Here is a 21,437-nt window from a genome sequence, read left to right as displayed (position 1 = left end):
ACCCTCACGCTTCGTGAGGCAAGCGATCACGTTCACCTCGGCGTCGCGAGACGGGCATCACCTGACACACGATCAAACCGGCAAGCATCAGCGCGCATCCGAATAGCGCACGCACCGTCAGCGTTTCGCCGAGCACGAGCCAGCCAGCGAGCGCGGCGAACACACCTTCCATACTGAAGATCACCGCGGCATGCGACGGCGCCGCGTACTTCTGCGCCACCACCTGAATCGTATAAGCAACGCCCACCGACAGCGCACCGCCGTACAGAATCGTCGGCGCGGCGCGCTCGATCACAGCGAGACTGATCGGCTCGATCACGAGACCGACGGTCAGACACGCTAGCCCGCAAGTCACGAACTGCACGAGCGCCAGCATCAGCGTGTCGTGCCGCAGCGCGAAGCGGCCCACCAGCATCATCTGCACGGAAATCACCAGGGCGCCGGCAAGCTGATACCAGTCGCCGTACAGGATCGAGAAGTGCTCGTTGACGCTCAGAAAGTACATGCCGATCGCTGCGAACGTCGCACCGAGCCAGGTACCGAATCCTGTCCGATGCCGAAACAGCACGCCCAGCAGCGGCACGAGCACCACGTACAACGAACTGATGAACCCGGCGTTGGCGACCTTCGTGTATTGCAGGCCGATCTGCTGCAACGAAATCGACGCCGACAGCACGATGCCAAGCAGCACGCCGGCACCGAGCAGTTCGCGTGCGCCGCCGGGTTCGCGCTTCGTTAGCTCTGCCAGTGCGGAGCGCCGCACGCAGACGATCATCGTCAGCACGACCAGCGCGCCGAGCAGGAAGCGTAGTCCGGTGAACAGGAATGGTCCGATCGCATCGAGGCTCAAGCGTTGTGCGACGAATGCGGAACCCCAGATCATCGCCGCGATCAGCATCAACAGATTCGCGCGCAGGTGTTGGCGTGTGTCAGGTTTCAAAGGCGGTTTTTCGAATTCGGTTGTTCTAACAAGGCGTCGTATCAGGCACCGATTCTATCCGCGCGCACGCGTGCGGGATACGCCGCGAACATTCGCGAACACTTGAACACAATTGCGCACACATTCCCCCAACTTCAGGACAGACGTGGCGAGGCCGCGTCCCTAGACTGCGGCTTCCGTCCCAAAAAAAGTCCTGATCGTGCGCAAACGCTTCGCCTATCTGTGTGTTCCGCTGTTTGGCTTGACCTGCTCGTCGATGGCCTATGCCGAGAATTTCTATATGTTTTCGCTGGCCGGCGGCGTGGCGCCGCGCTATCAGGGCAGCCGTGACTACCGTCCGTTCGTCGCGCCGCTGATTGCTGCCGAATTCAGCAACGGCATCTTTCTGAGCCCGATGGACGGCCTCGGCTACAAGCGCAGCTTTGCTAACGGCATGTTTGCATCGGCGGCGCTGAGCTACGACTTCGGCCGTACCGATCGCAATCGCGCTGATTTGCCCGGCTCCGATTACCTGAAGGGCATGGGCCGTATCCCCGGTTCGGTGATGCTGTCCGTGCAGGTCGGGGCGCATCTGTTCGGTCCGTCGACTATCAGCATCACGTTGGACCAGCCGCTGACGAACACGAGTCACGGCACCAGCGGGCACGTCGATTTGACCGTGCCGGTGCTGCAAAGCGTCGACAACGAAATCAGCATCAAGGGCAGCGTGCATGCCGGCAGCGGCCGCTACACGCAGACCTTCTTTGGAGTCACCGATGCGCAGGCGGCCGCGAGCCGCTTTCAGCCGTATGCGGTGAAAGGCGGATTCGACAGCGCGAAGGTGTCGATCGGCTGGACGTACATGTTTTCGCCGCGCTGGTCGGTGCGTACCGAAGGCGGCGTGACGCGGCTGCTCGGTGCATCGGCGAACAGTCCGATCGTGCAGTCGAAGAACAACTACTTCGCGATCTCGGCGCTGACGTATCGGTACTGATGCGCCTGTTGTTGATTGGTTGTCCGGATCGACGCTTCGACGATCTGACGTCCCCCGCAAGGAGCTCGCGATGTTTGCATGGCAAACCCCTTTGTCCAACGCCTGGCAGGACAGCTTGGTGTCGTCGGCGCGCGCGCAGGCGATGGGCGTCGACAGTGTGCTGCTGACCGGTGCGACCGGCTTTATCGGTGGCAATTTGCTGGTGACCCTGATCAACGCCGGCCTGGTCGAGCGCATGGTGTGTCTGGTGCGCGGCGTCAGCGTGGCCGACGCGCTCGCCCGGCTGCGCGCTTCGGCAGTGCGCTGCGGGCTGGCGCATTCTCGCGCTCAGCGAATCACTGATGCGAACGTGATGGTCGGCGAGCTCGGCAGCGCGTTTTCGGAAATCGATCTGGCGCGCATTGGCAAGGCGTCGCACGTGATCAACTGTGCGGGGCTCGCATCGTTCTCGACGCATCCGCAAGTACTCGATACAAATGTGCGCGATACGTTGCGCTTTGCGTCGCGTTTTGTCGGGAGCAAAACGCTGCGACGCTTTCTGCACGTGAGCACGGCGATGGCGTGCGGCACGCAATGCGGCGCGAACGTGCAGGAATCTCCATTCGGCTATGGCGAGACGCGCCACCTCGTGCCGTACACGCAGAGCAAACGCGAAGTCGAACGTCTGTTGCGCAGCACGTATCCACGTTTACCGTTGGTGGTGGTGCGACCGTCGAGCGTGGTTGGCCACACGGTGCTTGGCACGTTGCCGTCGGCGAGCCTGTTCTGGGTGTTTCGCGTGGTGCACGGCGCGCGGCGCTTCACGGCGCGGGCGATGAACCGCATCGACGTGGTGTCCGCCGACGACTGCGCGCGTGCGCTCGCGCTGCTGGCGGTGAAGCCGTCGCTGGCTTTCGATACGTATCACGTGTCGGCGGGCTCGGAGGCACCGACCATCGGTCAGATCATCAGCGCGATGGACGAAGCCACCGGCACCTCCGGCAACCGCTATTCGATGTGCCGTGTGCGCGACTTCGGCAGGATCGCACGCGAGGTGGTGGGCCGCGATCGTTGCGGCAGCGGCCGCCTGATCGAGCACGCGCTGCGTTTGTACGCCGGTTTCGCGGAGCTGGACTACGCGTTCGACAACCGCCGTTTGCGCGACGAGATCGGTTTCGAGCCGCTGCCCTTCACGGACTACGTGAGCGAATGTGTGCGGACCTCGCGCGGAGTGGGGATCGCCGAGCAGATGCGCTGGGACTTCAAATGAACCTTCAGCCGGTCGCACGGCGAGCGACTCGCGCGATAATCGCGCAACGGCCAGACGGCTCAAAACATCCCTGATCCGCCGGGCAGGCCGACTTTCAGGCAGACGCAATGGACGAGAAAGACTGGATCGCCGGCGCCGCGAAGGCGCTGGCGATCATCGAAGCATTCGATGAAGAGCATGCGCGCATGACGCCGACCATGGTGGCCGCCCGCGCCGGGCTCTCGCGCACGGCGGCGCGCCGCTATCTGCTGACGCTGCGCGAATTGGGTTACGTGGATACGGACGGCAAACTGTTCTGGCTCGCGCCGCGCGTATTACGGCTCGGTCAGTCGTATCTGGATTCAGCGCGCTTGCCGCGCACCGTACAGCCGTTTCTTCAGCGCATCACCGCGACAGTGCAGGAAACCGCGCTGGTCGCGATTCTCGACGAACACGACGTGGTCTACGTTGCGCGCAACGGCGTGAACCGCGCGATGGCGGTCGGTTTCGTGCTCGGCTCGCGGGCGAGTGCGCCGCTCTCGTCCGCGGGTTTGATCCTGTTAGCCTTCCAGCCGCCGGAAAGCATCGACCAGTGGCTGGCGTCCTATCCGATCAAGGTGTTCACGCCCCATACGTATTCGACCACGGAGCGCTTACGCGAAGTGCTGGGCGAAATCCGCCGCGATGGTTATGTCGTTACCGATCAACAACTGGAGTTGGGCATGCGCGGCGTTGCGGTGCCGTTGCGCGACCGGCATGGGTCGGTCGTGGCGGCGATCAGCGTGAGCATGCCGATGGGCCAGGAGTCGGCGAATGCGGCGCTGCATCGGGTGCTGCCGACCCTTCAGGAAACGGCCAGTTTGCTGCGGAATCTGGTCTAGAAGCGGGTCTAGGTAATCTCCCCAGTACGGCATGCTTAATGAGTGAAAGCATATCGAAAGCAAGCTGTCTCGCGGAAAATACATATCGAGTTTTGCGCATGACAAACCGCCTACGCTGCGTAATACTCTCCCGCGGGGAGCGGTAAGGCGCCTCAAGCCTTGTCTGCTTCACCGTTCTGCTATTTCATTCACATTGACTCAGTCGTCCAGGTTTGGGGAACAACACATGAAAAAATTCATCGTCTCGCTCGCAGCCGCATCGATCGCGCTGGTCTCCGTTCAAGCTTTCGCACAGGCATCGGACGCAGCAGCGCCGGCCGCTGCAGCTAGCGCGCCGAAGAAGCACCACATCAAGAAGCTGAAGACGCACGGCAAGCGCGCTCCGGTTTCGGCAGCAGCTTCGGCAGCCGGCACGAACGACAAGGGCGCGGCAAACTAAGCTCACGCTTGGTTTCGCCGGGCGAACCCTGCCGGTTCTCCTGTGCGCGCCGCTTGTCGGCGAGTGCGGCGCGGTTCCGGTTAAATGTCGCCAGCAAAAAGGCCAGAGCTTCTGCTCTGGCCTTTTTGTATTGGACGGCGGTTTTGGGCGTGGCTTAGCCGGCGAGGCCGCGCTTGATGACCTCGTTTAGCAGCCCGCTCATACCTTCCGGATGCGTGGCCGCCCGTTCTTTCAGTTCCGTGACCAGCTCGCCATTCAGCTTGCAGGCAAACGCGACCAGGCCCTGCGCCTGATCGAGCTTGCGCTGTTCGCGGCGGTCGAGCTTCGGCTCGGCGGCAGCGGCTTTGCCGAAGCGGTCGGCGGTCGACAGTTTCATTGCGTTGTTCAGCTTGAGTGCCTTGTTCTTTTCAAGGTCGGTCTTTTTCATCGCCATACGGAAGGCCTCTGCCAGATAAGTAATCCCGCATTGTACGCATCGCGCCGCGCGACGAGCGAGCGGCGCCGATCCCGCATCCGGGCGGCGTTGGCGAGGTGCTCAGACCTTGTGGAGTCTGAGCTCATTGGGCGGCGTCCAAATCGGGCCGCTCCGGCGCGCCGGCCACGCTGTCCATCAGCGCCCGCATACGTTGCCAGTGCGTGCCTTCCCAGAACACGCGCCGGCACACATCGCAGGTGACGAACTGGTTGTGCCGTTCCAGCACGCCATCTGGCGCCCGGTCGCCGACTTCATCTTTGGCGATACGCCGCAGCGGCGCATTGCACATCAGACACAAACGGAACGGCTGCGCGCTGCCGGCCAGATCGAGCCGTTCAAACACTTCGCGCAATTGTTCACGCGGCCGCAGCGTGCGTACGTAGCAGCCATGCGTGATGGCGCGGCGTTTTAATAGCTCCCGATCGCGCGTCAGGACGATGCGCTGCTGAGCGGCCGCGAGCGCTTCGATATCGGCGTCGGGGTAATGGTTGTCGTACAGCGTGTCGAAGCCGGCGAGCCGCAGCAGCGGGGCGAGGCCTCCCAGATGCGCATCGGCAATGAAGCGCACCACACGCAGCGGATGTTCGCGCACGCGCAATAGCGGCTGGATGTCGAGCGCTTCAAACTTGGGATAAACGGCGATGCGATCGCCCTCGGCGAGCGGATGATTGAAACCGACCGACTCACCGTTCACCAGAATCAGTTCGACCTCGGTATGCGGCACGCCGAGCACTTCGATCATATGTTTCGCGGTCGCGCCGCGCGCGCAGGCGCAACTGAACGCGCGCCGGCGCAGGGGCCGGGCGAGAAAATCGTTCAGCTCCTCATAGAAGCGGAATGTCGCGGTGACCATCGCATCAGTATCGCACCGTGTTTAATTGCGCGCTGTCCTGCACGTGTCGCATGGGTGTGCTTTACTTCCAGTTCCTTAGAAGACGGAGCGACAGATGGACATCGGTTTTATCGGTCTCGGCGAGATGGGCGCCGCGATGGTTGCAAACATTTTGAAAGCCGGGCATCAGGTGCGCGTGTGGAACCGCTCGCCAGAACGCGCGCAGCCGCTCGCCGACGCAGGTGCGCGGATCGTCGCGACGCCGGCTGAAGCGTTTGCGGGCGACGCTGTGTTCTCGATGCTCGCCGACGATGCCGCGCTGCGCGAAGTCATCACCGCGTCGCTGCTGGAACACGCCCCACGCGGGCTGATCCACGTCAACATGGCGACGATCTCGGTGGCGCTGGCCGAGGAACTGGCGACGGCGCACGCCTCGCGCGGCGTCCATTACGTTGCCGCACCGGTGATGGGGCGGCCCGACGTCGCGGCGGCGGGCAAGCTGACGATCGTGGCGGGTGGCCCCGCCGAGTCGATCGACCGCGTGCAGCCGATTTTCGACGCCATCGGTCAGAAAACCTGGCGCATCGGCTCGCTGCCGCAACAGGCGAACGTGATGAAACTCGCGGCTAACTTTATGTTGGGCGCGGCAGTCGAGACGCTCGGCGAGGCGGCCACGCTCGTGACCGGCCACGGTCTGGCGATGCAGGATTTCCTCGACGTGATCACGAGCGGCCTGTTCCCGGGACCGGTCTATTCGGGCTACGGCAAGCTGATCGCGGAGCAGCGCTACGAGCCTGCGCTGTTCAAGGCGCGCCTCGGACTGAAGGACCTGCGCCTCGCGCTGGCGGCCGCAGATGCGGTCAACACGCCGCTGCCGATTGCGAGTGTCGTGCGTGACAGCCTGATCGAAGCGGTAGCGCATGGCGACGGTGAGAAGGACTTCGCAGTGCTGGGGCAGGTGGCGGCACGGCGGGCAGGGCGCTGAGCGGGTGCTCGGGGCGTCGCTTCTGAAGGCGCGTCCCGCATCCATTGCTGGGCCCATGCTCGGCAACTGGGCCGAGTGCGCTTCGCCGCAAGGCCGCGGCGCCTGCGCGCCGTGGTTCGTGCCAGGGTGCGCGCAATAGGGCGTCGCCGCGGATTCGCACGGGCGGGCATAATAGCTGTCCGATTCCTATTCGCCTCGATCCCAATGAGTTTGCACACCTGGTGGCTGTTCGCCGCCACTGTTTTTGTCGTTTCCGCGATCCCCGGTCCGAACATGCTGCTCGTGATGACGCACGGCGCCCAGCACGGGCTGCGCCGTTCCAGCGCGACCATGGCCGGCTGCCTGTCGGCACTGGTGCTGATGCTGGCGGTGTCGGCGGCGGGCCTCGGCGTCTTTCTGGCGGCGTGGCCGACGATGTTCAACGCACTGCGGATGATCGGCGCGGCCTACCTCGTCTATCTGGGCATCAAGGCATGGCGGGCGCCGGCTGACGAAGGCGCTGCCGGCGCGGTCGACGAACTTTCCGCCAAACCCGCGCGCTCGCGCCTCACGTTGTTTCGCAAGGGCTTCCTGGTGGCGAGCAGCAACCCGAAAGCCATCCTGTTCGCCGCCGCGCTGCTGCCGCAATTCATTGACGCTGCGCAGCCCAAGCTGCCGCAGTTCGGTGTACTCGTCGCGACTTTCGCGGTTATCGAGGTGAGCTGGTACCTGGTGTACGCCGGTTTCGGCACGCGGATCGGGGCCAGACTGAAGAGCCGCAGCGTCGCGAGGATGTTCAATCGTCTGACGGGCGGCGTGTTCGTCGGGTTCGGCGCGATGATGGCGCTGGTGCGGCATTAGGCGAACGGCCGCGGCAGGTGCGCGGCACTCAACGCCACTCGCTCGCAAAGCGTTGTAAGGATTGTTGTACTTATACAACGCCGAGGGTCAACCCTAATTTGTATGTTGCGACGCACCAAACCATTTGCTATAGTTCGTCTTGTCTCCTCCATGTCTCCTCTGATATGGATTCAGCCCGCCGGCTTAGGCGGGCTTTTTTTTGCCCTGAATTTCCAGCGCCCTCCAGAAAAGACAAAGCCGGCTGACCCCTCCGCGGGGCTGCCGGCTTTGCTGTATCTGCGCCGAACTCAGAACTTGTAGGACACGGCCAGGAAGGAAATGATCGGATCGGCTTTCAGTTCCGCCTTCGAAACACCCAATTCCGTGCCGTCCGCCGCCTTGATGATCACCGACGAGGTGGTCTTCAGCGGAATGTACGTGACCGATGCGACGAGACCCCAGTGGTCGGTGATGTTGTACGAGAGCCCCGCATTGAACACCGGCTGCCAGGACGAAGATGCCTTCGCCGACACCTGCGTCTGTCCGGGCTTGCCCGCGCCGGCTGCCAGCACCGAGCCGAGATTGTTCTGCGTCGCGGTCACGAAGTTCGGGCTCAGCTGAACGTCGGAGAACCAGTTATACGACACGCCGATACCCACGAACGGCCTGAAATGGGCCGTCGGCGCATTGAAGTAATACTGGAACAGCAGCGCCGGACTCCACTGGCGCACGCTCTTCACGATCGGATTGGCCTGCGGATCGCCCAGATCCTGCTGACCGAGTGCGCCTGCCGGTCCCGGCGGCTTGACGGTGCCGTGCCCGTAGAGCTTGAAAACCGGCGGCACGCCCGCCACTGTCGACACGGCGATGTGATCGGTGAGGTAGTGACTGAATACGAGGCCGACGGTATTGGCGCTACTGGTCGACAACCCCGTGCCGGCAGACGTGAACGAGCTCGGCAGGCGCAGCGGTGTATTGATCGGCGTCGGGGCGACGGTGGTGGTCAGCGGCGTGCTCGAATCCTGCGGCATGACGTGGAACCAGCCGAGCACGGCGACGTTGTCGCCGGCGTGTTGCGCGTGCGCACTGACCGACAGGCAAGCGGCCAGCAGCGCGAAATAGATTTTTTTCATGTTGTTCCTCCCTGGGGCGCGCGTTGCGTTCGTCGCGCGCGGCGAGCGACGGCGGCCTCGCGGGCCAGCCGGTGCGCTGGATACTGGGTGGACGCCGGCTGCCGCGCTATTGCTGTGCGCAGCAGCCGGGACGCGAATGCCTCGCTGCGTGCCGGCGGCGCGTGCTGCGTCCATTACTGGACGAAGGCGCCGATCGTGAAGTACGGCGAGGCCGCGTTGGTCAGATCGAGGTAGCCGAACACGCCACCCGTGAAGATCATCTTTCCTGTCGGCGTGGTGCCCGTCGAGGCGCCCACTTGCGTCGTCGTCACGACACCCGGCACGGTCTGCGTGAAGGCCAGATTCAGCGCCGTCGCAAGCGATGCCTGCGAAGCATTGAACGGATCGAGCAGCGTGGCCTCGGTGCCTTCGAGCGCGGTAGTGCGATAGTCGAACTGGCTATCCACACCGATGTACTCACCGTTTTGCGAGTTCACCGCGATCGAGGTTTGCGGCGCCAGAATCGAGATGCCCGATTCGTCGTCCGCGTACGGACCGAGTTCGCCATTCACCGGCGTCGTCACCGACGAGTTCGCCGCGCCGGTCCGCACGAGGATCGGCACCACCTGGTTACGCAGCTTGCCGACGATCATGTAGCCGCGCGCCTTCGGCGTGGTGGCGAGCGTCGGTTTGGCCTGGCCCTGGAACTTGTCGGTTTCGAATGCGCCGCTGCCGTCCGACGACTGCACGAAGTTTGTACCCGGCTGCTGGCACGAGCCTGCGTTGACACCGGAGTTGTCGCATTCGCTCCACGTGCCGTCCGCATTGATCGTGATCTTCGTATCGACCGCGACCGGCGCGAAGTTCTGCGACGGAACCTGGTGATAGCCGAGTTGGTTGTAGGTGCCGACCACGTTCGCAAGGTTCGTTTCAATCGACGAGAAACCGATGAACGGGTAGTACGGGAACTTGGTGTCGGGTACTGCGCCTACGCCGAGAATCCCGCCGAACGAAATTTCCGCACCCGGGATCGTGCCGCCCGCCACGCCTTCGCCAACGAAAATACGCGCCGGACGATTCGGGTCGAGACTGGCGCCGTTCAGGCGGAAGGCGCACTGGTTGAGCTTCTGCGTCGGCAGCAGGGTTTCCTGGGTCAGCGTGCCGCTTGCGCTCTGGCCGGCGCGCGTCGGTGCGACGGTGCCGGTGGTCGCCGGAATCGGCGATTCGATGTAGCTGATCTGCCAGGTCATCTTGGTCGTGTCCATCTGCAGCTTGACCAGTTCGCCGTCACCGCCGCCGCCCGTGAACACCGTGCCGTAATCGAGCGACGCAGGACACAGGCGAACTTCCGTCACCGGTCCGTCTCCATTGCCGCCGCCACCACCGCTGCACGCCCCCAGCAACGGTGCTGCAAGAGCGAGCACCGAAAGGATTCTCCATTTCATACCGCCTCCAGAATTTTCTCGTTGTGTGTGGCCGGCTCCCAGTCCAGCCACCTATTGCTCTATTTATGCCTCGAGTTGCGAACTACCGGTCCTTCGTTCGTTACTTGCTGATCTGCGCTCCGATGCCGAAGTAGGGGGCGCTGGTCGCGGTGCTGCTGTTGAGTTGGGAAGTCGGCGCAACGCCTCCATTGACCGTGCCTTGTATCTCGATCGCATACAGCCCGCCGGAGGCAATCGCCAGACCGGTTTGCCCGTTGGCTTGCTGGACACCGACCAGCCCGGGGCTCGGCAGGCCGTAGCCCAAACCAAAACCGTCTTCGGCGGCGGATGTCGATGGATTGATGAAGGTGCCGACGCCACCTTGGATCAACGCCGCGGTGGACTTGAAGTTCGAGTCCGCCCCGACATAGCCGCCGTCGAAGCCACCCGATGCAAGCGGCGTGGCCGCGGCAAGCATGGCGATGCCAGATTCGTCGTCTACCTTGGCGTCGAGATGCAACGGAGGCGTACCGAGATTCACAGAGCCGGTGCGGATGACAAGCGGGACCGTTGCGCCGTTGATCTGGCCGAGAATCATGTGCGCTTGCGCCGAAATACCGCTTGGCTGGTTAAACGGCGGCAGCTTCAGTTGCGTGCCAATTTGCGGCGCGTTCTGGCTGTCAAAATAACCCGCGCTATTGGCCGTCCACGCCGTGCCGGTGGAGAGACAGCCGCTCGGACTCGGCGTGAAGGCAGCGTTGGCCGTATTCGAGCCGGTGCAATTGCCGCTTGCATCGAAGGTTTCGACCGTGTTGGTCGCTGTTGCCGCATACGAGCCAGATGGGACGAGGTGATACAGCAGGCCGTTGTATGTGCCCGCGAGCTTGGTGAGGTCCGTCGTCGTGCTCGCAAAACCGAGGAACGGATAGAAATCGAAGTGTCGGGCGGGCACTGCGCCGACGTGATCGATAACACCTGGGATGATGGTCAGTCCGTCATATTCGACGTCCGCCCCGGGGATGCCACCGCCGGCCACGCCTTGGCCAACGAGGATGATCGGCGGGTTCGGGTTGTTGACAAAATCCGGCGTCGTGTAGGTCGTGCCGTTGGCGGCAGCTGTGCCTGTGCCCTTGCCGAGAATGAATGCGCAACGAATCTGCTCCGCGGTCGGCAGCGCGCCGGTCGGCGGATGGATGACCGCGCCAGTGATCGTCGTGCCTTCGCGTGTGATCGTGACGTCGGCGTTAGTCAACGGGATCGGCGACTTGATCCACTTGAGCGAATAAGTCATCGCCGTCGCATCGATATTCACCTGCACCACTTCGCCGCTACCCGCACCACCCAGGAACGTGGTCTTCACGATGTCAGCAGTGGCCGGACATAACGCCGTCGTGCCAGCGTTCGAAGTCGGCGGACCTTGCACGCCGCAGCTCGAGCCCGAGCATTGCGGTGCGTTGATCGGACCGGGGTTGTCCGCCTTGCCACCGCCGCAGGCGATAAGAAGTGGGGCCGTGGCAATGGCCATCGCCAGGCCTCGAGTAATGGCGTGCGACATACTGCTGTCTCCCTTCCTGTAATTGTGCGAACTAATTTCGCTGCGCGATTAATGCCTGTCAATTGAATGAGCCGTCTAAAAAGACCGATTCAAACAGCGAAATGTTTGCCGGCTGCACGCCATGTGGGGCCTCGCAGCCCTTTTAAACAAAAAAGGAATTTTGGGTTCGGCGGCGGTACCGTTGCTTCGCGGCACACCCTTACCAGGCAAGCGTTGCAGCAAAATGGCTCTATGATCTTCGAACGACCGTTCGCCAAAAAATCCGGAGTTTCCCTATGCGGCAAACTATGCTGTGCGGGTCAATTCAGGGAATGAATTACCGGCAGTTGGTGAGCATTCCGATTTTTCTTTTTAAAGTAATGCGGGCTACTACTGATTAACTTTTAAAGAGGGATTGCGAGTGCAGGTTTTTAAAACAGAAAAAGCCGGTCTGTAAAGACCGGCTTTTTTTGGGGGATTGACGGCGAATTGCCGTCTGTGTCTCGAACCTGTTTAGCGTTTCAAGCCGGCTTCTTCGTCGGCGCCGATCGCGAGGTTCATGCACTGGATTGCCGCGCCCGATGCGCCCTTGCCCAGGTTATCGAGACGCGCGACTGTCACGAAGCGCTCTTCATTGCCGAACACGAACAGGTCGACACGGTTGGTGTCGTTGTTCGCCTGTACGTCGAAGAAGCCGCTGTCGAGGTTTGCTTCCGCGTCGAACGGCGCAACGTTCACGAATCCCTCGCCCGCGTAGTACTCGGCGAACAGCGCTTGTACGTCTTGCGGCGTGGCCTTCTTGGCCAGTTGGCTCGGCGAGAAGAACGTGGTGACCGCGAGACCCTTGTAGAAGTCGCCGACGATCGGCGTGAACACCGGTGCCGACTTCAGGCCCGTATGCGCCGCCATTTCCGGCAGATGCTTGTGCGTGAGACCGAGTGCGTAAGGGCGCGGGCTCTTCAGCTTGTCGTTACCGCCGGCTTCGTAGTCGGCGATCATCTTCTTGCCGCCGCCGCTGTAACCAGTGATCGAGTAAGCGTGCGCAGCAAACTCCGGCGCCACGACACCTGCTTCGACGAGCGGACGCATGGCCAGCACGAAGGCCGATGCATGGCAGCCCGGCACGGCGATGCGTTTCGCGGTGCGCAGACGCTCGCGCTGCGCGTGGTTCAGTTCGGGCAGACCGTAGGCCCAGTCGGCTGACGTGCGGAAGGCCGTGCTGGCATCGACCAGCACCGTGTGGTCGTTGTCGACCAGCGAGGCCGACTCGCGCGAAGCGACATCCGGCAGGCACAGGAACGTGACGTCCGATGCGTTGATGAGACGACGGCGCTCTTCGAGGTCCTTGCGCTTCGCTTCTTCGATACGCAGGATCTCTACGTCGGCGCGTTGCGACAGGTATTCAAAAATCTTCAGGCCGGTCGTGCCTTCCTGTCCGTCGACAAAAACTTTCGTGCTCATCTCGATCTCGCTGGCTTGCTGGAAACGGGGCGCGACACCGCGCCGGAACGCTATTTTAAGACCTGATAGCGGCGGGTGTGCGAAACGGGATGAAAAAACGACGATGCGCGCTGAAAATGACATTGGCGTGACCGGTTACGCGACAGATGCGTGCCGATGCAAGTGGGTTCCAAGCAAATTAGCAGCGCTTGCCATGGGCGCGCAGCACGCGTTCGGGCCAGCGCCGCGCCCAACTCGAGTGTGCGCGACCTGACCATGGCTCCCCAGCGCGAGCCTTCGAACGCAGCGTTATTGAACGCCCGCGTTCCACCGCACCGTCACGTCGGCAACGCGCTTGCCGAACATCCGCGCAGTTTCCAGATCACCGGGAGGCGGGGCTTCTTCCGGCGACGCATCCGCAGGGGACTGCGCCAGCAGGCCGGTAAAGCCGCCCACATAGTTCAGGTCGTTGCGGGTCGCCGCTTTGGTGTTCGACGGCATCATGCCGGTGCCCACCCAGATCATGCTGTGTTGCATCGCCAGCGTGACGAAGTACTGGATCGTCGAAAACTTGTCGCCGTTCATGGTCGCCGAGTTGGTAAAGCCGGCCGCGATCTTGTCCTTCCACGTCTGGCCGAACCACGGCTTCGAACTCGCGTCAGCGAATTTCTTGAAGTCGGCGGAGGGGCCGCCCATGTAGGTCGGCGCGCCGAAGATGATGGCGTCGGCGGCCGCCAGTTCTGCCCAGGCCGCGTCGTCGATCTCGCCGACCGGCATGAGTTTCGCGTCGGCGCCGGCTTCGAGCGTGCCGGCCAGCACGGCTTCGGCGACTTTCTTAGTGTGGCCGTAGCCGCTGTGATAAACGATGACGATTTTCGACATAACACTCTCCGGCAAGGTGAAAAAGCAGAGGTAAGTACGGCAACGGTGCGTGCGTATGTAGCGACGCGACATCGACAAGCATCGCCTGCGCCGCCCGGTTGCACATTAGCGTGCGTGGATGACAGAAATTCCGCAGCGGCAGCAATGCGATACGAGCCGGACACTCATCGGCGTGTCGATCCACGGCGCGACTTGTCTGGGCTTGGCACCCTGCACGATATGAGTCACGTTTCGGCTCGCAGCCGATGCAGTTCGGCTCAGATGTAGACGGACGCCGCTACCTTCCGTAGCTCACCACCATCCGCGCGCTGCCGAGCGTGGCAGTGCCGATCTCGTGATCGAACATGAGCGCAGGGCGTCCCTGAGCGAGGCGCAGGTCCGGAGTGCTCAGTGCATAAACGGTGACGATATAGCGATGAGGTTTGCCGGGCGGCGGGCAGGGGCCGCCGTAGCCGTCGATATCGAAGTCGTTGCGCGCTTCGACCGCGCCGAGTTTCTTCAGGAAGCCCGACGAGCTGGCGTTTTCCGGCAGGCTGTCGACGGTGGCCGGAATCGCCGCTACGGCCCAGTGCCACCAGCCGCGGCCGGGCGCATCCGGGTCGAATACCGTGACCGCAAAGCTGCGCGTTCCGGCCGGCGCATCGTGCCATGTCAATTGCGGCGAGCGATTGCCGCCTTTGCAGTCGTCCTGATCGAAAACCTGAGCCGCGTCCACGGTACCGCCCGCGCGGAAGCTGGTGCTGGTCAGCGTGAACACACCCTCGGCAGATGCGTCAGGACAATGCGCCGCGAATAGCGCGAGACCCAGCATCGCGCAGGTGAGGGACGGCATACGGCGGAATGGCGAAGCAAGCGAAACAACCAGGCAACGCGAGCGCATGTGCCGGTTCTCCTGTCAGGGCGCGAGGGGGTTGTCCTCGCGAGGATTATTGTCCCTATTTTGTGCCCCAGGGTCGAATCAAGTCTAACATTCGCTTTGCAACGGATCATTGTTGCCGCCAGCGGGCTTGGCGGACGCGAAATCGGCTATAGTCGGAGGAATTATTCGCGCGAATACAGGCGCGTGCCCGATCAGTTCAAGTACCAAGAATAGAAAGGTATGTCAGAAGTTTTGGAGAGCGGTTTATCCGTCGAGGGGAGGGCAATGCAAGATCCAGTCAGGGTCGTGGTCGCCGACGACCATCCGGTGATTCTGTTCGGCGCCGAACAAGCTTTGCTCAAGTTTCCAGGCCTGCAGGTCGTCGCGCGCGCGCGACAGTCAACCGAACTGGTGAAGGTGCTGCAAACCGTTGCGTGCGATGTGCTCGTCACGGATCTGGCCATGCCAGGCGGCCAATATGGTGACGGTTTGCCGTTGATCGGCTATCTGCGCCGCAATTTTCCCGACCTTCCCATCGTCGTGCTGACGATGCTGGAGAACGCCGCGTTGCTCAAACGCTTGAGCGAACTCGGCGTGACGTCGGTCGTCAATAAATCGGACGATCTGAGCCATATTGGGCTCGCGGTGCAGCACGTCAGTCGCAACCTGGAATACATGAGCCCGTCGGTCAAGGCGTCGCTCGATACGCTGCGCATGAATGCCGGGGGCAAGAACGAAGATGTGATGCTGTCGCGGCGCGAACTCGAGGTGGTGCGCCTGTTCGTGTCCGGCATGACGATCAAGGAGATTGCGGAGCAGCTCAATCGCAGTATCAAGACGATCAGTACGCAGAAGAACACGGCAATGCGCAAGCTCGGCATTGATCGCGACTCGGAGTTGTTCCAGTACGCGCAGAGCAACGGCTTGCTGAATCTCTCGTCTCATTCGGTCGACGATCCCGGGAGCACATCCTAGTCGCGGTCACCTCTTTGCCCGGCTGGGCGAGATCAATAGAAAAAGGCCGCCTGTCTCATCGACAGGCGGCCTTTTCATTCCATCCGGATCAAGCGACTACGCTTACTGCGGCGTTGCGTTGGCGCCGCCGTGTGCCGCGGACCATTCGGCCGGCGCGTGCAGGAATTTTTCCACTTCGTCGAGCGTCTTGCTGTCGAAGTAATTGTTGGCCTTGGCGACCCGCAACACGTCCCACCACGTGGCAAGCGCGTGCAGATCGACGTCGATGTCTTTCAGCACCGACACGCTTTCCTTGAAGATGTTGTAGTGGAACAGCACGAAGCAATGGTTCACCGTCGCGCCGGCAGTGCGCAGCGCGTTGATGAAGTTGATCTTGCTGCGGCTGTCCGTGGTCAAGTCTTCGACCAGCAGGACGCGTTGGCCTTCGGTCAGCAAACCTTCGATCTGCGCGTTACGGCCGAAACCCTTCGGCTTCTTGCGCACGTATTGCATCGGCACCATCAGGCGGTCGGACAGCCATGCCGCGAACGGGATGCCGGCGGTTTCGCCACCGGCCACCGCGTCGATCTGCTCATAGCCGACGTCGCGCAGGATGGTGGCTTCGGCCATTTCCATCAGGCCACGGCGCACGCGCGGATACGAGATCAGCTTGCGGCAGTCGATATAAACCGGGCTCGCCCAGCCGGACGTGAAAATGTACGGTTTCTCCGCGTTGAAGTGCACTGCTTGCACTTCCAGCAGCATCTTGGCGGTCGTGTCGGAGATCGTCTGGCGATCGAAGCCTGTCATGGGCGGATCCTTGGGTGTGAGCGAGGAGAAGCGGGCGCGAGGCCCGGTGGCGCAGCAAGCTGGGTATACCGCGCCATGATGGGCGGCGCCTTGATAGGCAAATACGCAACTGGTCAGTGGAGTGCAGGCCAGTTTTTGCTGCGCGCGTAGCCCGACATTTTACCCGAAATGGGCCCTCCCGAGGAGGCCGTCGTGCGTGCCGGCAGCGAATGACGGTCATAACGGCCGCGCTGAACAGGGCGTGCGCGGTTCGTCGAGAGCCGTATTGCTGCTGCGTGCCGGGTTGTTTTTCAGGCTGCTTTTTGGCTTGCTTGTGAGCGGCCTGGCGTGCCTTTACACTCACGCGAATTTGCTGGGCGGCCGTGCCGGGTTGCCGCCTCCCTGTCCTACGGAATGCTTTCAATGACTGTCGCTTCTTCTGCCACCGAGACCCGTGAACCTGCCAGGAGCGGCTATGCCGGCCGCGCGCTGATCGCTTCGGTGCTCGGTTACGCGATGGACGGCTTCGATCTGCTGATCCTCGGTTTCATGCTGCCGGTGATTGCCGCGGATCTGAATCTGAGCTCCGCGCAAGCCGGTTCGCTCGTCACCTGGACGCTGATCGGCGCGGTAGCGGGTGGCCTGATTTTCGGCGTGCTGAGCGACTATTTCGGCCGTGTGCGGATGTTGACGTGGACGATTCTGATTTTCGCCGTTTTCACCGGGCTGTGCGCGCTGGCGCAGGGCTATACCGACCTGCTGGCTTATCGGACCATTGCAGGCATTGGCCTCGGCGGCGAGTTCGGCATTGGCATGACCTTGGTGGCCGAGGCGTGGCCGGCGTCGCAGCGGGCGCGCGTCTCCTCTTATGTCGGGTTGGGGTGGCAACTCGGGGTGCTGGCGGCCGCGTTGCTGACGCCTTTGCTGCTTCCTGTAATCGGTTGGCGCGGGATGTTCGCGCTTGGATTGTTGCCTGCCGTGGTGTCGTTTGTCGTGCGGCGTCGCGTCGAGGAGCCGGCGCTGTTCACCGAGCGCGTCGCACGGGGAATGCGCAAGCTACCGCTCAAATTGCTGGTGGCTGACGGACGCACTACGCGCGCCAGCATCGGCGTCGCGATTCTCTGTTCAGTACAGAACTTCGGCTATTACGGTCTGATGATCTGGCTTCCGAGCTATTTGTCGAAGACGTTCGGTTATTCGCTGACCAGGTCCGGCGTGTGGACCGCTGTGACGGTTCTCGGCATGGCGTGCGGCATCTGGCTGTTCGGCATGGCTGCCGACCGTTTCGGCCGCAAGCCGACGTTCCTGTTCTACCAGGTGGGCGCGGTGGTGATGGTATTCGTCTACGCCCATCTGACCACGCCGATGGCGCTGCTGATCGGCGGCGCGGCGATGGGCGTGTTCGTCAACGGGATGATCGGCGGCTATGGCGCGCTGATCTCCGAGCTTTATCCGACGGATGCGCGCGCCACCGCGCAGAACGTGCTGTTCAACGTCGGCCGTGCGGTCGGCGGTTTTGGGCCGGTCGTCGTAGGCGCACTGGCCGCACGCTATTCGTTCGGCGCCGCGCTCGCTTTGCTCGCGTCGATCTATCTGCTCGATATCTTCGCGACACTCATTCTGATCCCGGAACGACGCGGCGCCGAGCTCGAATGAAATGCGCGTGACTCACGCCTGACCCATGCTTGACCTCGGCATGCGGCACGTGCGGGCAGCCGCTCAATGGCCGGTCCAATGTCCGCTGGATGCGGCGCTGCAGCATTGCTGGCCGGTGTTTCGCCGATGGCGAGCCATGTTAACCACTCAGTGCATCGACGCATTCGGGGTGTACACTAACCGACCCGCGTAGCACTCCGCACCGTCTTGCCCTCCGCCGAGGTTCGACGCCGCGCCGAACCGGCGCATGCGAAAACCGCCGCAGTCGATTATCCATTCGATAGACGTACGCGACGCCAACGGTGCAGTGTGCCGGGCCCAATTACTTACGTCTCGCAGGCTAAAAAATGGACGAACAACTTAAGCAAAGCGCTCTCGCCTACCACCAGTTTCCGAAGCCCGGCAAGATTTCGGTCACGCCCACCAAGCCACTGTCGAACCAGCTCGACTTGTCGCTCGCGTACTCGCCGGGCGTCGCCGCGGCTTGCATGGCGATCTACGAAGACCCGCTCGACGCGCAGAAGTACACCTCGCGCGGCAACCTCGTCGGCGTGATCACGAACGGCACGGCTGTGCTCGGTCTCGGCAATATCGGCCCGCTCGCTGCGAAGCCGGTGATGGAAGGCAAGGGTTGTCTGTTCAAGAAGTTCGCCGGCATCGACGTGTTCGACATCGAGCTCAGCGAGTCCGACCCGGACAAGCTGGTTGAAGCGATCGCGATGCTCGAGCCGACGCTGGGCGGTATCAATCTCGAAGACATCAAGGCGCCTGAGTGCTTCTACATCGAGAAGAAGCTGCGTGAGCGCATGAAGATTCCGGTCTTCCACGACGATCAGCACGGCACCGCGATCATCGCTTCGGCGGCAATCCTGAACGGCCTGAAAGTGGTCGGCAAGAAGCTCGACGAAGTGAAGCTGGTGTGTTCGGGCGCGGGCGCAGCGGCTATCGCGTGTCTGGATCTGCTGGTGAATCTGGGCCTGTCGAAAAAGAACGTGCTGGTCACGGACTCGAAGGGCGTGATCTACGAAGGCCGCGGCAACCTTGATCCGTCGAAGGAACGTTACGCGGCGAACACCGAAGCGCGCACGCTGGCCGACGCGATTCGCGGCGCCGATGTGTTCCTCGGCTGTTCGAGCGCCGGCGTGCTGAAGCCGGAAATGGTCGTCGAAATGGGCACCCAGCCGCTGATTCTGGCGCTGGCAAATCCGGAACCGGAAATCCGCCCGGAAGAAGCGAAGAAGGTGCGCCCGGACTGCATCATCGCAACGGGCCGTTCGGACTACCCGAACCAGGTCAACAACGTGCTGTGCTTCCCGTTCATCTTCCGTGGCGCGCTGGATGTCGGTGCAACCACGATCACGGAAGAAATGAAGCTCGCGTGCGTGCGCGCGATTGCGGAGCTGGCAGAAGAAACCGACCAGGGCGATGAAGTCGCCAAGGCGTACGAAGGCCACTCGCTCGAATTCGGCCCGGAATACCTGATTCCGAAGCCGTTCGATCCGCGCCTGATCATCAAGATCGCGCCGGCTGTCGCGCAAGCCGCGATGGATTCGGGCGTCGCAACCCGTCCGATTAAGGACATGGACGCTTATCGCGAAGAACTCGGCACCACCGTGTACCGCACCGGCATGGTGATGCGTCCGGTGTTCGCTGCCGCGAAGTCGGAGCCGGCGCGTATCGTGTTCGCCGAAGGTGAAGACGAGCGTGTGCTGCGCGCCGCGCAATTCGTGCTGCTGGAAAAGATCGCCAAGCCGATTCTGGTCGGCCGTCCGTCGGTGATCGAGATGCGTCTGAAGAAGATGGGCTCGAAGCTGAAATGCGGGGAAGACTTCGAGGTGGTCGATCCGGAAGACGATCCGCGCTATCAGCAATGCTGGCAGGCGTATCACGAACTCGGCGCGCGCGAAGGCGTCACGCCGGACGTCGCGAAGGCCGCGATGCGCAAGTTCAACACGCTGATCGGCGCGATCCTCGTGCGCCTTGGTCAAGCCGACGGCATGATCTGCGGGATGATAGGCCAGTACCACGCGCATCTGAAGTTCATCGAACAGGTGCTGGGTAAAGCGGACAACGTGCAGAACTTCGCTGCCATGAACCTGCTGATGTTGCCGGGCCGCAATCTGTTCATCTGCGATACGTACGTGAACGAAACGCCGACCGCCGAACAGCTCGCCGACATGACGATGCTGGCTTCGCGCGAAATCGAAAAGTTTGGCATTACGCCGAAGGTTGCGTTGCTGTCGAATTCGAATTTCGGCAGTGCGCCGTCTTCGTCGTCGCAACGTATGGCGGCAGCTCGCAAGCTGATCGCTGAACGTGCGCCTTCGCTCGAGATCGACGGTGAAATGCACGGCGACGCGGCGTTGTCGGAGGCAGTCCGCAAGGCTGCGTTCCCGGGCACGACGCTGACCGGCGAAGCGAACCTGCTGATCATGCCGAACGTGGAAGCAGCAAACATCACCTACAACCTGCTGAAGATGATCGGCGGCGAAGGGGTGACGGTCGGTCCGTTCCTGCTGGGCGCTGAGAAACCGGTGCACGTCCTGACGCCGGCTGCGACCGTACGCCGGATCATCAACATGACGGCGGTGGCTTCGGCAAACGCACGCAAGGGGTGAATACGCAGTAATGCGGATAGGTTGAAGCTGCGCCGCGCGGATTGCGGCGTTTGCGGTAAGCCTGTGAGAACGCCACGGAAGTTGATTCCGTGGCGTTTTTTTATGTGTGCATTCTTATGCCCATGGCCGTTGGTCTGAGAAATTCTTATGGAGCTAAGCGAGCTTTAAGAATGCTCCTATTCGATTCGCTGTGACACTTTTGTAAAGTTACTTCTGAGGCGCAGCACAACGCGATGGCAACGGAACAGTCGGCTGGTCAATCCTTTGCTTCGAGTAAGGCGCTGCGCTTCCTCTGGTGTTGAGAAGTTCGTAGTGGCTGTAATAGTTCTGATGGTGAAGACAGTAGTACCAATGGGTTGCAGTACTGGTAGTAAGTGTGTGTTGTTGTAGTTGGTAGTTGAAGTAGCAGTTGGTAGTTGAAGTAGCAGTTGGTAGTTGAAGTAGCAGTTGGTAGTTGAAGTAGCGGTTGGTAGTTGAAGTAGCAGTTTGACCTTGCCCCTGTTTAGCGAATCCCATAGCTGAGAGATTTATGCGGCTCGTCCCTGTTGAGCGGCGAACCAGTTTTTCTCGAACGTCATGGGGCTGACGTAGTCGAGC

Annotated in this window: 20 protein-coding genes; 9 read left to right on the top strand and 11 right to left on the bottom strand. The window is 62.0% G+C overall.

The genetic code is table 11. The features are described from left to right. Positions 1–4: 4 nt before the first annotated feature. The gene (locus KHO33_RS15475) at positions 5–940 is read right to left on the bottom strand and encodes a DMT family transporter (protein ID WP_200565254.1); all 936 of its coding nucleotides are present in this window, start codon (positions 938–940) and stop codon (positions 5–7) included. Positions 941–1,196: 256 nt separating this feature from the next. On the opposite strand from KHO33_RS15475, the gene KHO33_RS15470 reads away from it, so the two are divergent. The 4 genes from KHO33_RS15470 (at position 1,197) to KHO33_RS15455 (ending at position 4,461) form a co-directional block, all read left to right on the top strand. Further along, complete coding sequence (locus KHO33_RS15470) at positions 1,197–1,913, top strand: MipA/OmpV family protein (protein ID WP_200565272.1); 717 nt, start codon at positions 1,197–1,199, stop codon at positions 1,911–1,913. A 70-nt stretch (positions 1,914–1,983) separates the two neighbouring features. Further along, positions 1,984–3,162 (top strand): SDR family oxidoreductase, encoded by a 1,179-nt coding sequence (locus KHO33_RS15465; protein ID WP_200565255.1) that lies wholly within the window; start codon positions 1,984–1,986, stop codon positions 3,160–3,162. A 107-nt stretch (positions 3,163–3,269) separates the two neighbouring features. After that, complete coding sequence (locus tag KHO33_RS15460; protein ID WP_054040882.1) at positions 3,270–4,022, top strand: IclR family transcriptional regulator domain-containing protein; 753 nt, start codon at positions 3,270–3,272, stop codon at positions 4,020–4,022. A 226-nt stretch (positions 4,023–4,248) separates the two neighbouring features. Beyond that, positions 4,249–4,461, top strand: a complete 213-nt coding sequence (locus KHO33_RS15455) for a hypothetical protein (RefSeq protein ID WP_054040885.1) — start codon at positions 4,249–4,251, stop codon at positions 4,459–4,461. Between the two features lie 154 nt (positions 4,462–4,615). Here KHO33_RS15455 and KHO33_RS15450 read toward each other — a convergent pair whose 3' ends face one another. Further along, positions 4,616–4,894, bottom strand: coding sequence for a hypothetical protein (locus tag KHO33_RS15450; protein WP_054040886.1), 279 nt, complete (start codon positions 4,892–4,894; stop codon positions 4,616–4,618). A gap of 124 nt (positions 4,895–5,018) precedes the next feature. Continuing rightward, positions 5,019–5,789: a Mut7-C RNAse domain-containing protein gene (locus tag KHO33_RS15445; protein ID WP_200565256.1), complete on the bottom strand. Its 771-nt coding sequence runs from the start codon at positions 5,787–5,789 to the stop codon at positions 5,019–5,021. Between the two features lie 94 nt (positions 5,790–5,883). Between KHO33_RS15445 and KHO33_RS15440 the strand changes: the two genes are divergently transcribed. Continuing rightward, positions 5,884–6,753 (top strand): NAD(P)-dependent oxidoreductase, encoded by an 870-nt coding sequence (locus KHO33_RS15440; protein WP_093641056.1) that lies wholly within the window; start codon positions 5,884–5,886, stop codon positions 6,751–6,753. Positions 6,754–6,957: 204 nt separating this feature from the next. After that, on the top strand, positions 6,958–7,593 hold the full coding sequence (locus KHO33_RS15435) for a LysE family translocator (protein WP_200565257.1): 636 nt from the start codon (positions 6,958–6,960) through the stop codon (positions 7,591–7,593). A gap of 287 nt (positions 7,594–7,880) precedes the next feature. Here KHO33_RS15435 and KHO33_RS15430 read toward each other — a convergent pair whose 3' ends face one another. The 6 genes from KHO33_RS15430 to KHO33_RS15405 all read right to left on the bottom strand — a co-directional run bounded on the left by KHO33_RS15430 (position 7,881) and on the right by KHO33_RS15405 (position 14,844). Continuing rightward, positions 7,881–8,705 (bottom strand): OmpW/AlkL family protein, encoded by an 825-nt coding sequence (locus KHO33_RS15430; RefSeq protein WP_054040909.1) that lies wholly within the window; start codon positions 8,703–8,705, stop codon positions 7,881–7,883. Between the two features lie 173 nt (positions 8,706–8,878). Beyond that, the gene (locus KHO33_RS15425; RefSeq protein WP_200565258.1) at positions 8,879–10,129 is read right to left on the bottom strand and encodes a DUF2957 domain-containing protein; all 1,251 of its coding nucleotides are present in this window, start codon (positions 10,127–10,129) and stop codon (positions 8,879–8,881) included. A gap of 100 nt (positions 10,130–10,229) precedes the next feature. Continuing rightward, on the bottom strand, positions 10,230–11,663 hold the full coding sequence (locus KHO33_RS15420) for a DUF2957 domain-containing protein (protein WP_200565259.1): 1,434 nt from the start codon (positions 11,661–11,663) through the stop codon (positions 10,230–10,232). Between the two features lie 492 nt (positions 11,664–12,155). Then, a complete protein-coding gene (argC, locus tag KHO33_RS15415; protein ID WP_200565260.1) occupies positions 12,156–13,103 on the bottom strand; it encodes an N-acetyl-gamma-glutamyl-phosphate reductase in 948 nt (315 codons plus the stop codon). Positions 13,104–13,391: 288 nt separating this feature from the next. After that, positions 13,392–13,964, bottom strand: a complete 573-nt coding sequence (locus tag KHO33_RS15410) for a flavodoxin family protein (protein WP_200565261.1) — start codon at positions 13,962–13,964, stop codon at positions 13,392–13,394. Between the two features lie 277 nt (positions 13,965–14,241). Further along, positions 14,242–14,844 carry a YbhB/YbcL family Raf kinase inhibitor-like protein gene (locus tag KHO33_RS15405; protein WP_054040902.1) on the bottom strand — a complete coding sequence of 201 codons (603 nt, stop codon included), beginning with the start codon at positions 14,842–14,844 and terminating at the stop codon, positions 14,242–14,244. Between the two features lie 264 nt (positions 14,845–15,108). Between KHO33_RS15405 and KHO33_RS15400 the strand changes: the two genes are divergently transcribed. Beyond that, a complete protein-coding gene (locus tag KHO33_RS15400; protein ID WP_200565262.1) occupies positions 15,109–15,798 on the top strand; it encodes a response regulator in 690 nt (229 codons plus the stop codon). A 102-nt stretch (positions 15,799–15,900) separates the two neighbouring features. Here KHO33_RS15400 and KHO33_RS15395 read toward each other — a convergent pair whose 3' ends face one another. Beyond that, positions 15,901–16,587, bottom strand: a complete 687-nt coding sequence (locus KHO33_RS15395; RefSeq protein ID WP_054043249.1) for an orotate phosphoribosyltransferase — start codon at positions 16,585–16,587, stop codon at positions 15,901–15,903. Positions 16,588–16,989: 402 nt separating this feature from the next. On the opposite strand from KHO33_RS15395, the gene KHO33_RS15390 reads away from it, so the two are divergent. After that, complete coding sequence (locus KHO33_RS15390; protein WP_200565263.1) at positions 16,990–18,222, top strand: MFS transporter; 1,233 nt, start codon at positions 16,990–16,992, stop codon at positions 18,220–18,222. Between the two features lie 347 nt (positions 18,223–18,569). After that, positions 18,570–20,840: an NADP-dependent malic enzyme gene (locus tag KHO33_RS15385; protein ID WP_200565264.1), complete on the top strand. Its 2,271-nt coding sequence runs from the start codon at positions 18,570–18,572 to the stop codon at positions 20,838–20,840. Between the two features lie 207 nt (positions 20,841–21,047). On the opposite strand, the gene KHO33_RS15380 is transcribed toward KHO33_RS15385, so the two are convergent. Continuing rightward, a partial coding sequence (locus KHO33_RS15380) for a hypothetical protein (protein ID WP_211629218.1) occupies positions 21,048–21,437 on the bottom strand: 390 nt, incomplete at its 5' end.

The organism is Paraburkholderia nemoris (assembly GCF_905221015.1).
Taxonomy (GTDB): domain Bacteria; phylum Pseudomonadota; class Gammaproteobacteria; order Burkholderiales; family Burkholderiaceae; genus Paraburkholderia; species Paraburkholderia nemoris.
Note: the sequence above shows the minus strand (reverse complement) of the source record. Positions and strands in the feature narration are given on the sequence as shown.

What these genes read in the sequence shown, in the direction of transcription:
- KHO33_RS15435 (WP_200565257.1), top strand. Translation starts at nt 6,958, where the DNA reads ATGAGTTTGCACACCTGGTGGCTGTTCGCCGCCACTGTTTTTGTCGTT.
- KHO33_RS15420 (WP_200565259.1), bottom strand. Translation starts at nt 11,663, where the DNA reads ATGTCGCACGCCATTACTCGAGGCCTGGCGATGGCCATTGCCACGGCC.
- KHO33_RS15390 (WP_200565263.1), top strand. Translation starts at nt 16,990, where the DNA reads ATGACTGTCGCTTCTTCTGCCACCGAGACCCGTGAACCTGCCAGGAGC.
- KHO33_RS15465 (WP_200565255.1), top strand. Translation starts at nt 1,984, where the DNA reads ATGTTTGCATGGCAAACCCCTTTGTCCAACGCCTGGCAGGACAGCTTG.
- KHO33_RS15440 (WP_093641056.1), top strand. Translation starts at nt 5,884, where the DNA reads ATGGACATCGGTTTTATCGGTCTCGGCGAGATGGGCGCCGCGATGGTT.
- KHO33_RS15450 (WP_054040886.1), bottom strand. Translation starts at nt 4,894, where the DNA reads ATGGCGATGAAAAAGACCGACCTTGAAAAGAACAAGGCACTCAAGCTG.
- argC (WP_200565260.1), bottom strand. Translation starts at nt 13,103, where the DNA reads ATGAGCACGAAAGTTTTTGTCGACGGACAGGAAGGCACGACCGGCCTG.
- KHO33_RS15445 (WP_200565256.1), bottom strand. Translation starts at nt 5,789, where the DNA reads ATGGTCACCGCGACATTCCGCTTCTATGAGGAGCTGAACGATTTTCTC.
- KHO33_RS15405 (WP_054040902.1), bottom strand. Translation starts at nt 14,844, where the DNA reads ATGCGCTCGCGTTGCCTGGTTGTTTCGCTTGCTTCGCCATTCCGCCGT.
- KHO33_RS15410 (WP_200565261.1), bottom strand. Translation starts at nt 13,964, where the DNA reads ATGTCGAAAATCGTCATCGTTTATCACAGCGGCTACGGCCACACTAAG.
- KHO33_RS15470 (WP_200565272.1), top strand. Translation starts at nt 1,197, where the DNA reads ATGGCCTATGCCGAGAATTTCTATATGTTTTCGCTGGCCGGCGGCGTG.
- KHO33_RS15455 (WP_054040885.1), top strand. Translation starts at nt 4,249, where the DNA reads ATGAAAAAATTCATCGTCTCGCTCGCAGCCGCATCGATCGCGCTGGTC.
- KHO33_RS15425 (WP_200565258.1), bottom strand. Translation starts at nt 10,129, where the DNA reads ATGAAATGGAGAATCCTTTCGGTGCTCGCTCTTGCAGCACCGTTGCTG.
- KHO33_RS15400 (WP_200565262.1), top strand. Translation starts at nt 15,109, where the DNA reads ATGCAAGATCCAGTCAGGGTCGTGGTCGCCGACGACCATCCGGTGATT.
- KHO33_RS15385 (WP_200565264.1), top strand. Translation starts at nt 18,570, where the DNA reads ATGGACGAACAACTTAAGCAAAGCGCTCTCGCCTACCACCAGTTTCCG.
- KHO33_RS15430 (WP_054040909.1), bottom strand. Translation starts at nt 8,705, where the DNA reads ATGAAAAAAATCTATTTCGCGCTGCTGGCCGCTTGCCTGTCGGTCAGT.
- KHO33_RS15460 (WP_054040882.1), top strand. Translation starts at nt 3,270, where the DNA reads ATGGACGAGAAAGACTGGATCGCCGGCGCCGCGAAGGCGCTGGCGATC.
- KHO33_RS15395 (WP_054043249.1), bottom strand. Translation starts at nt 16,587, where the DNA reads ATGACAGGCTTCGATCGCCAGACGATCTCCGACACGACCGCCAAGATG.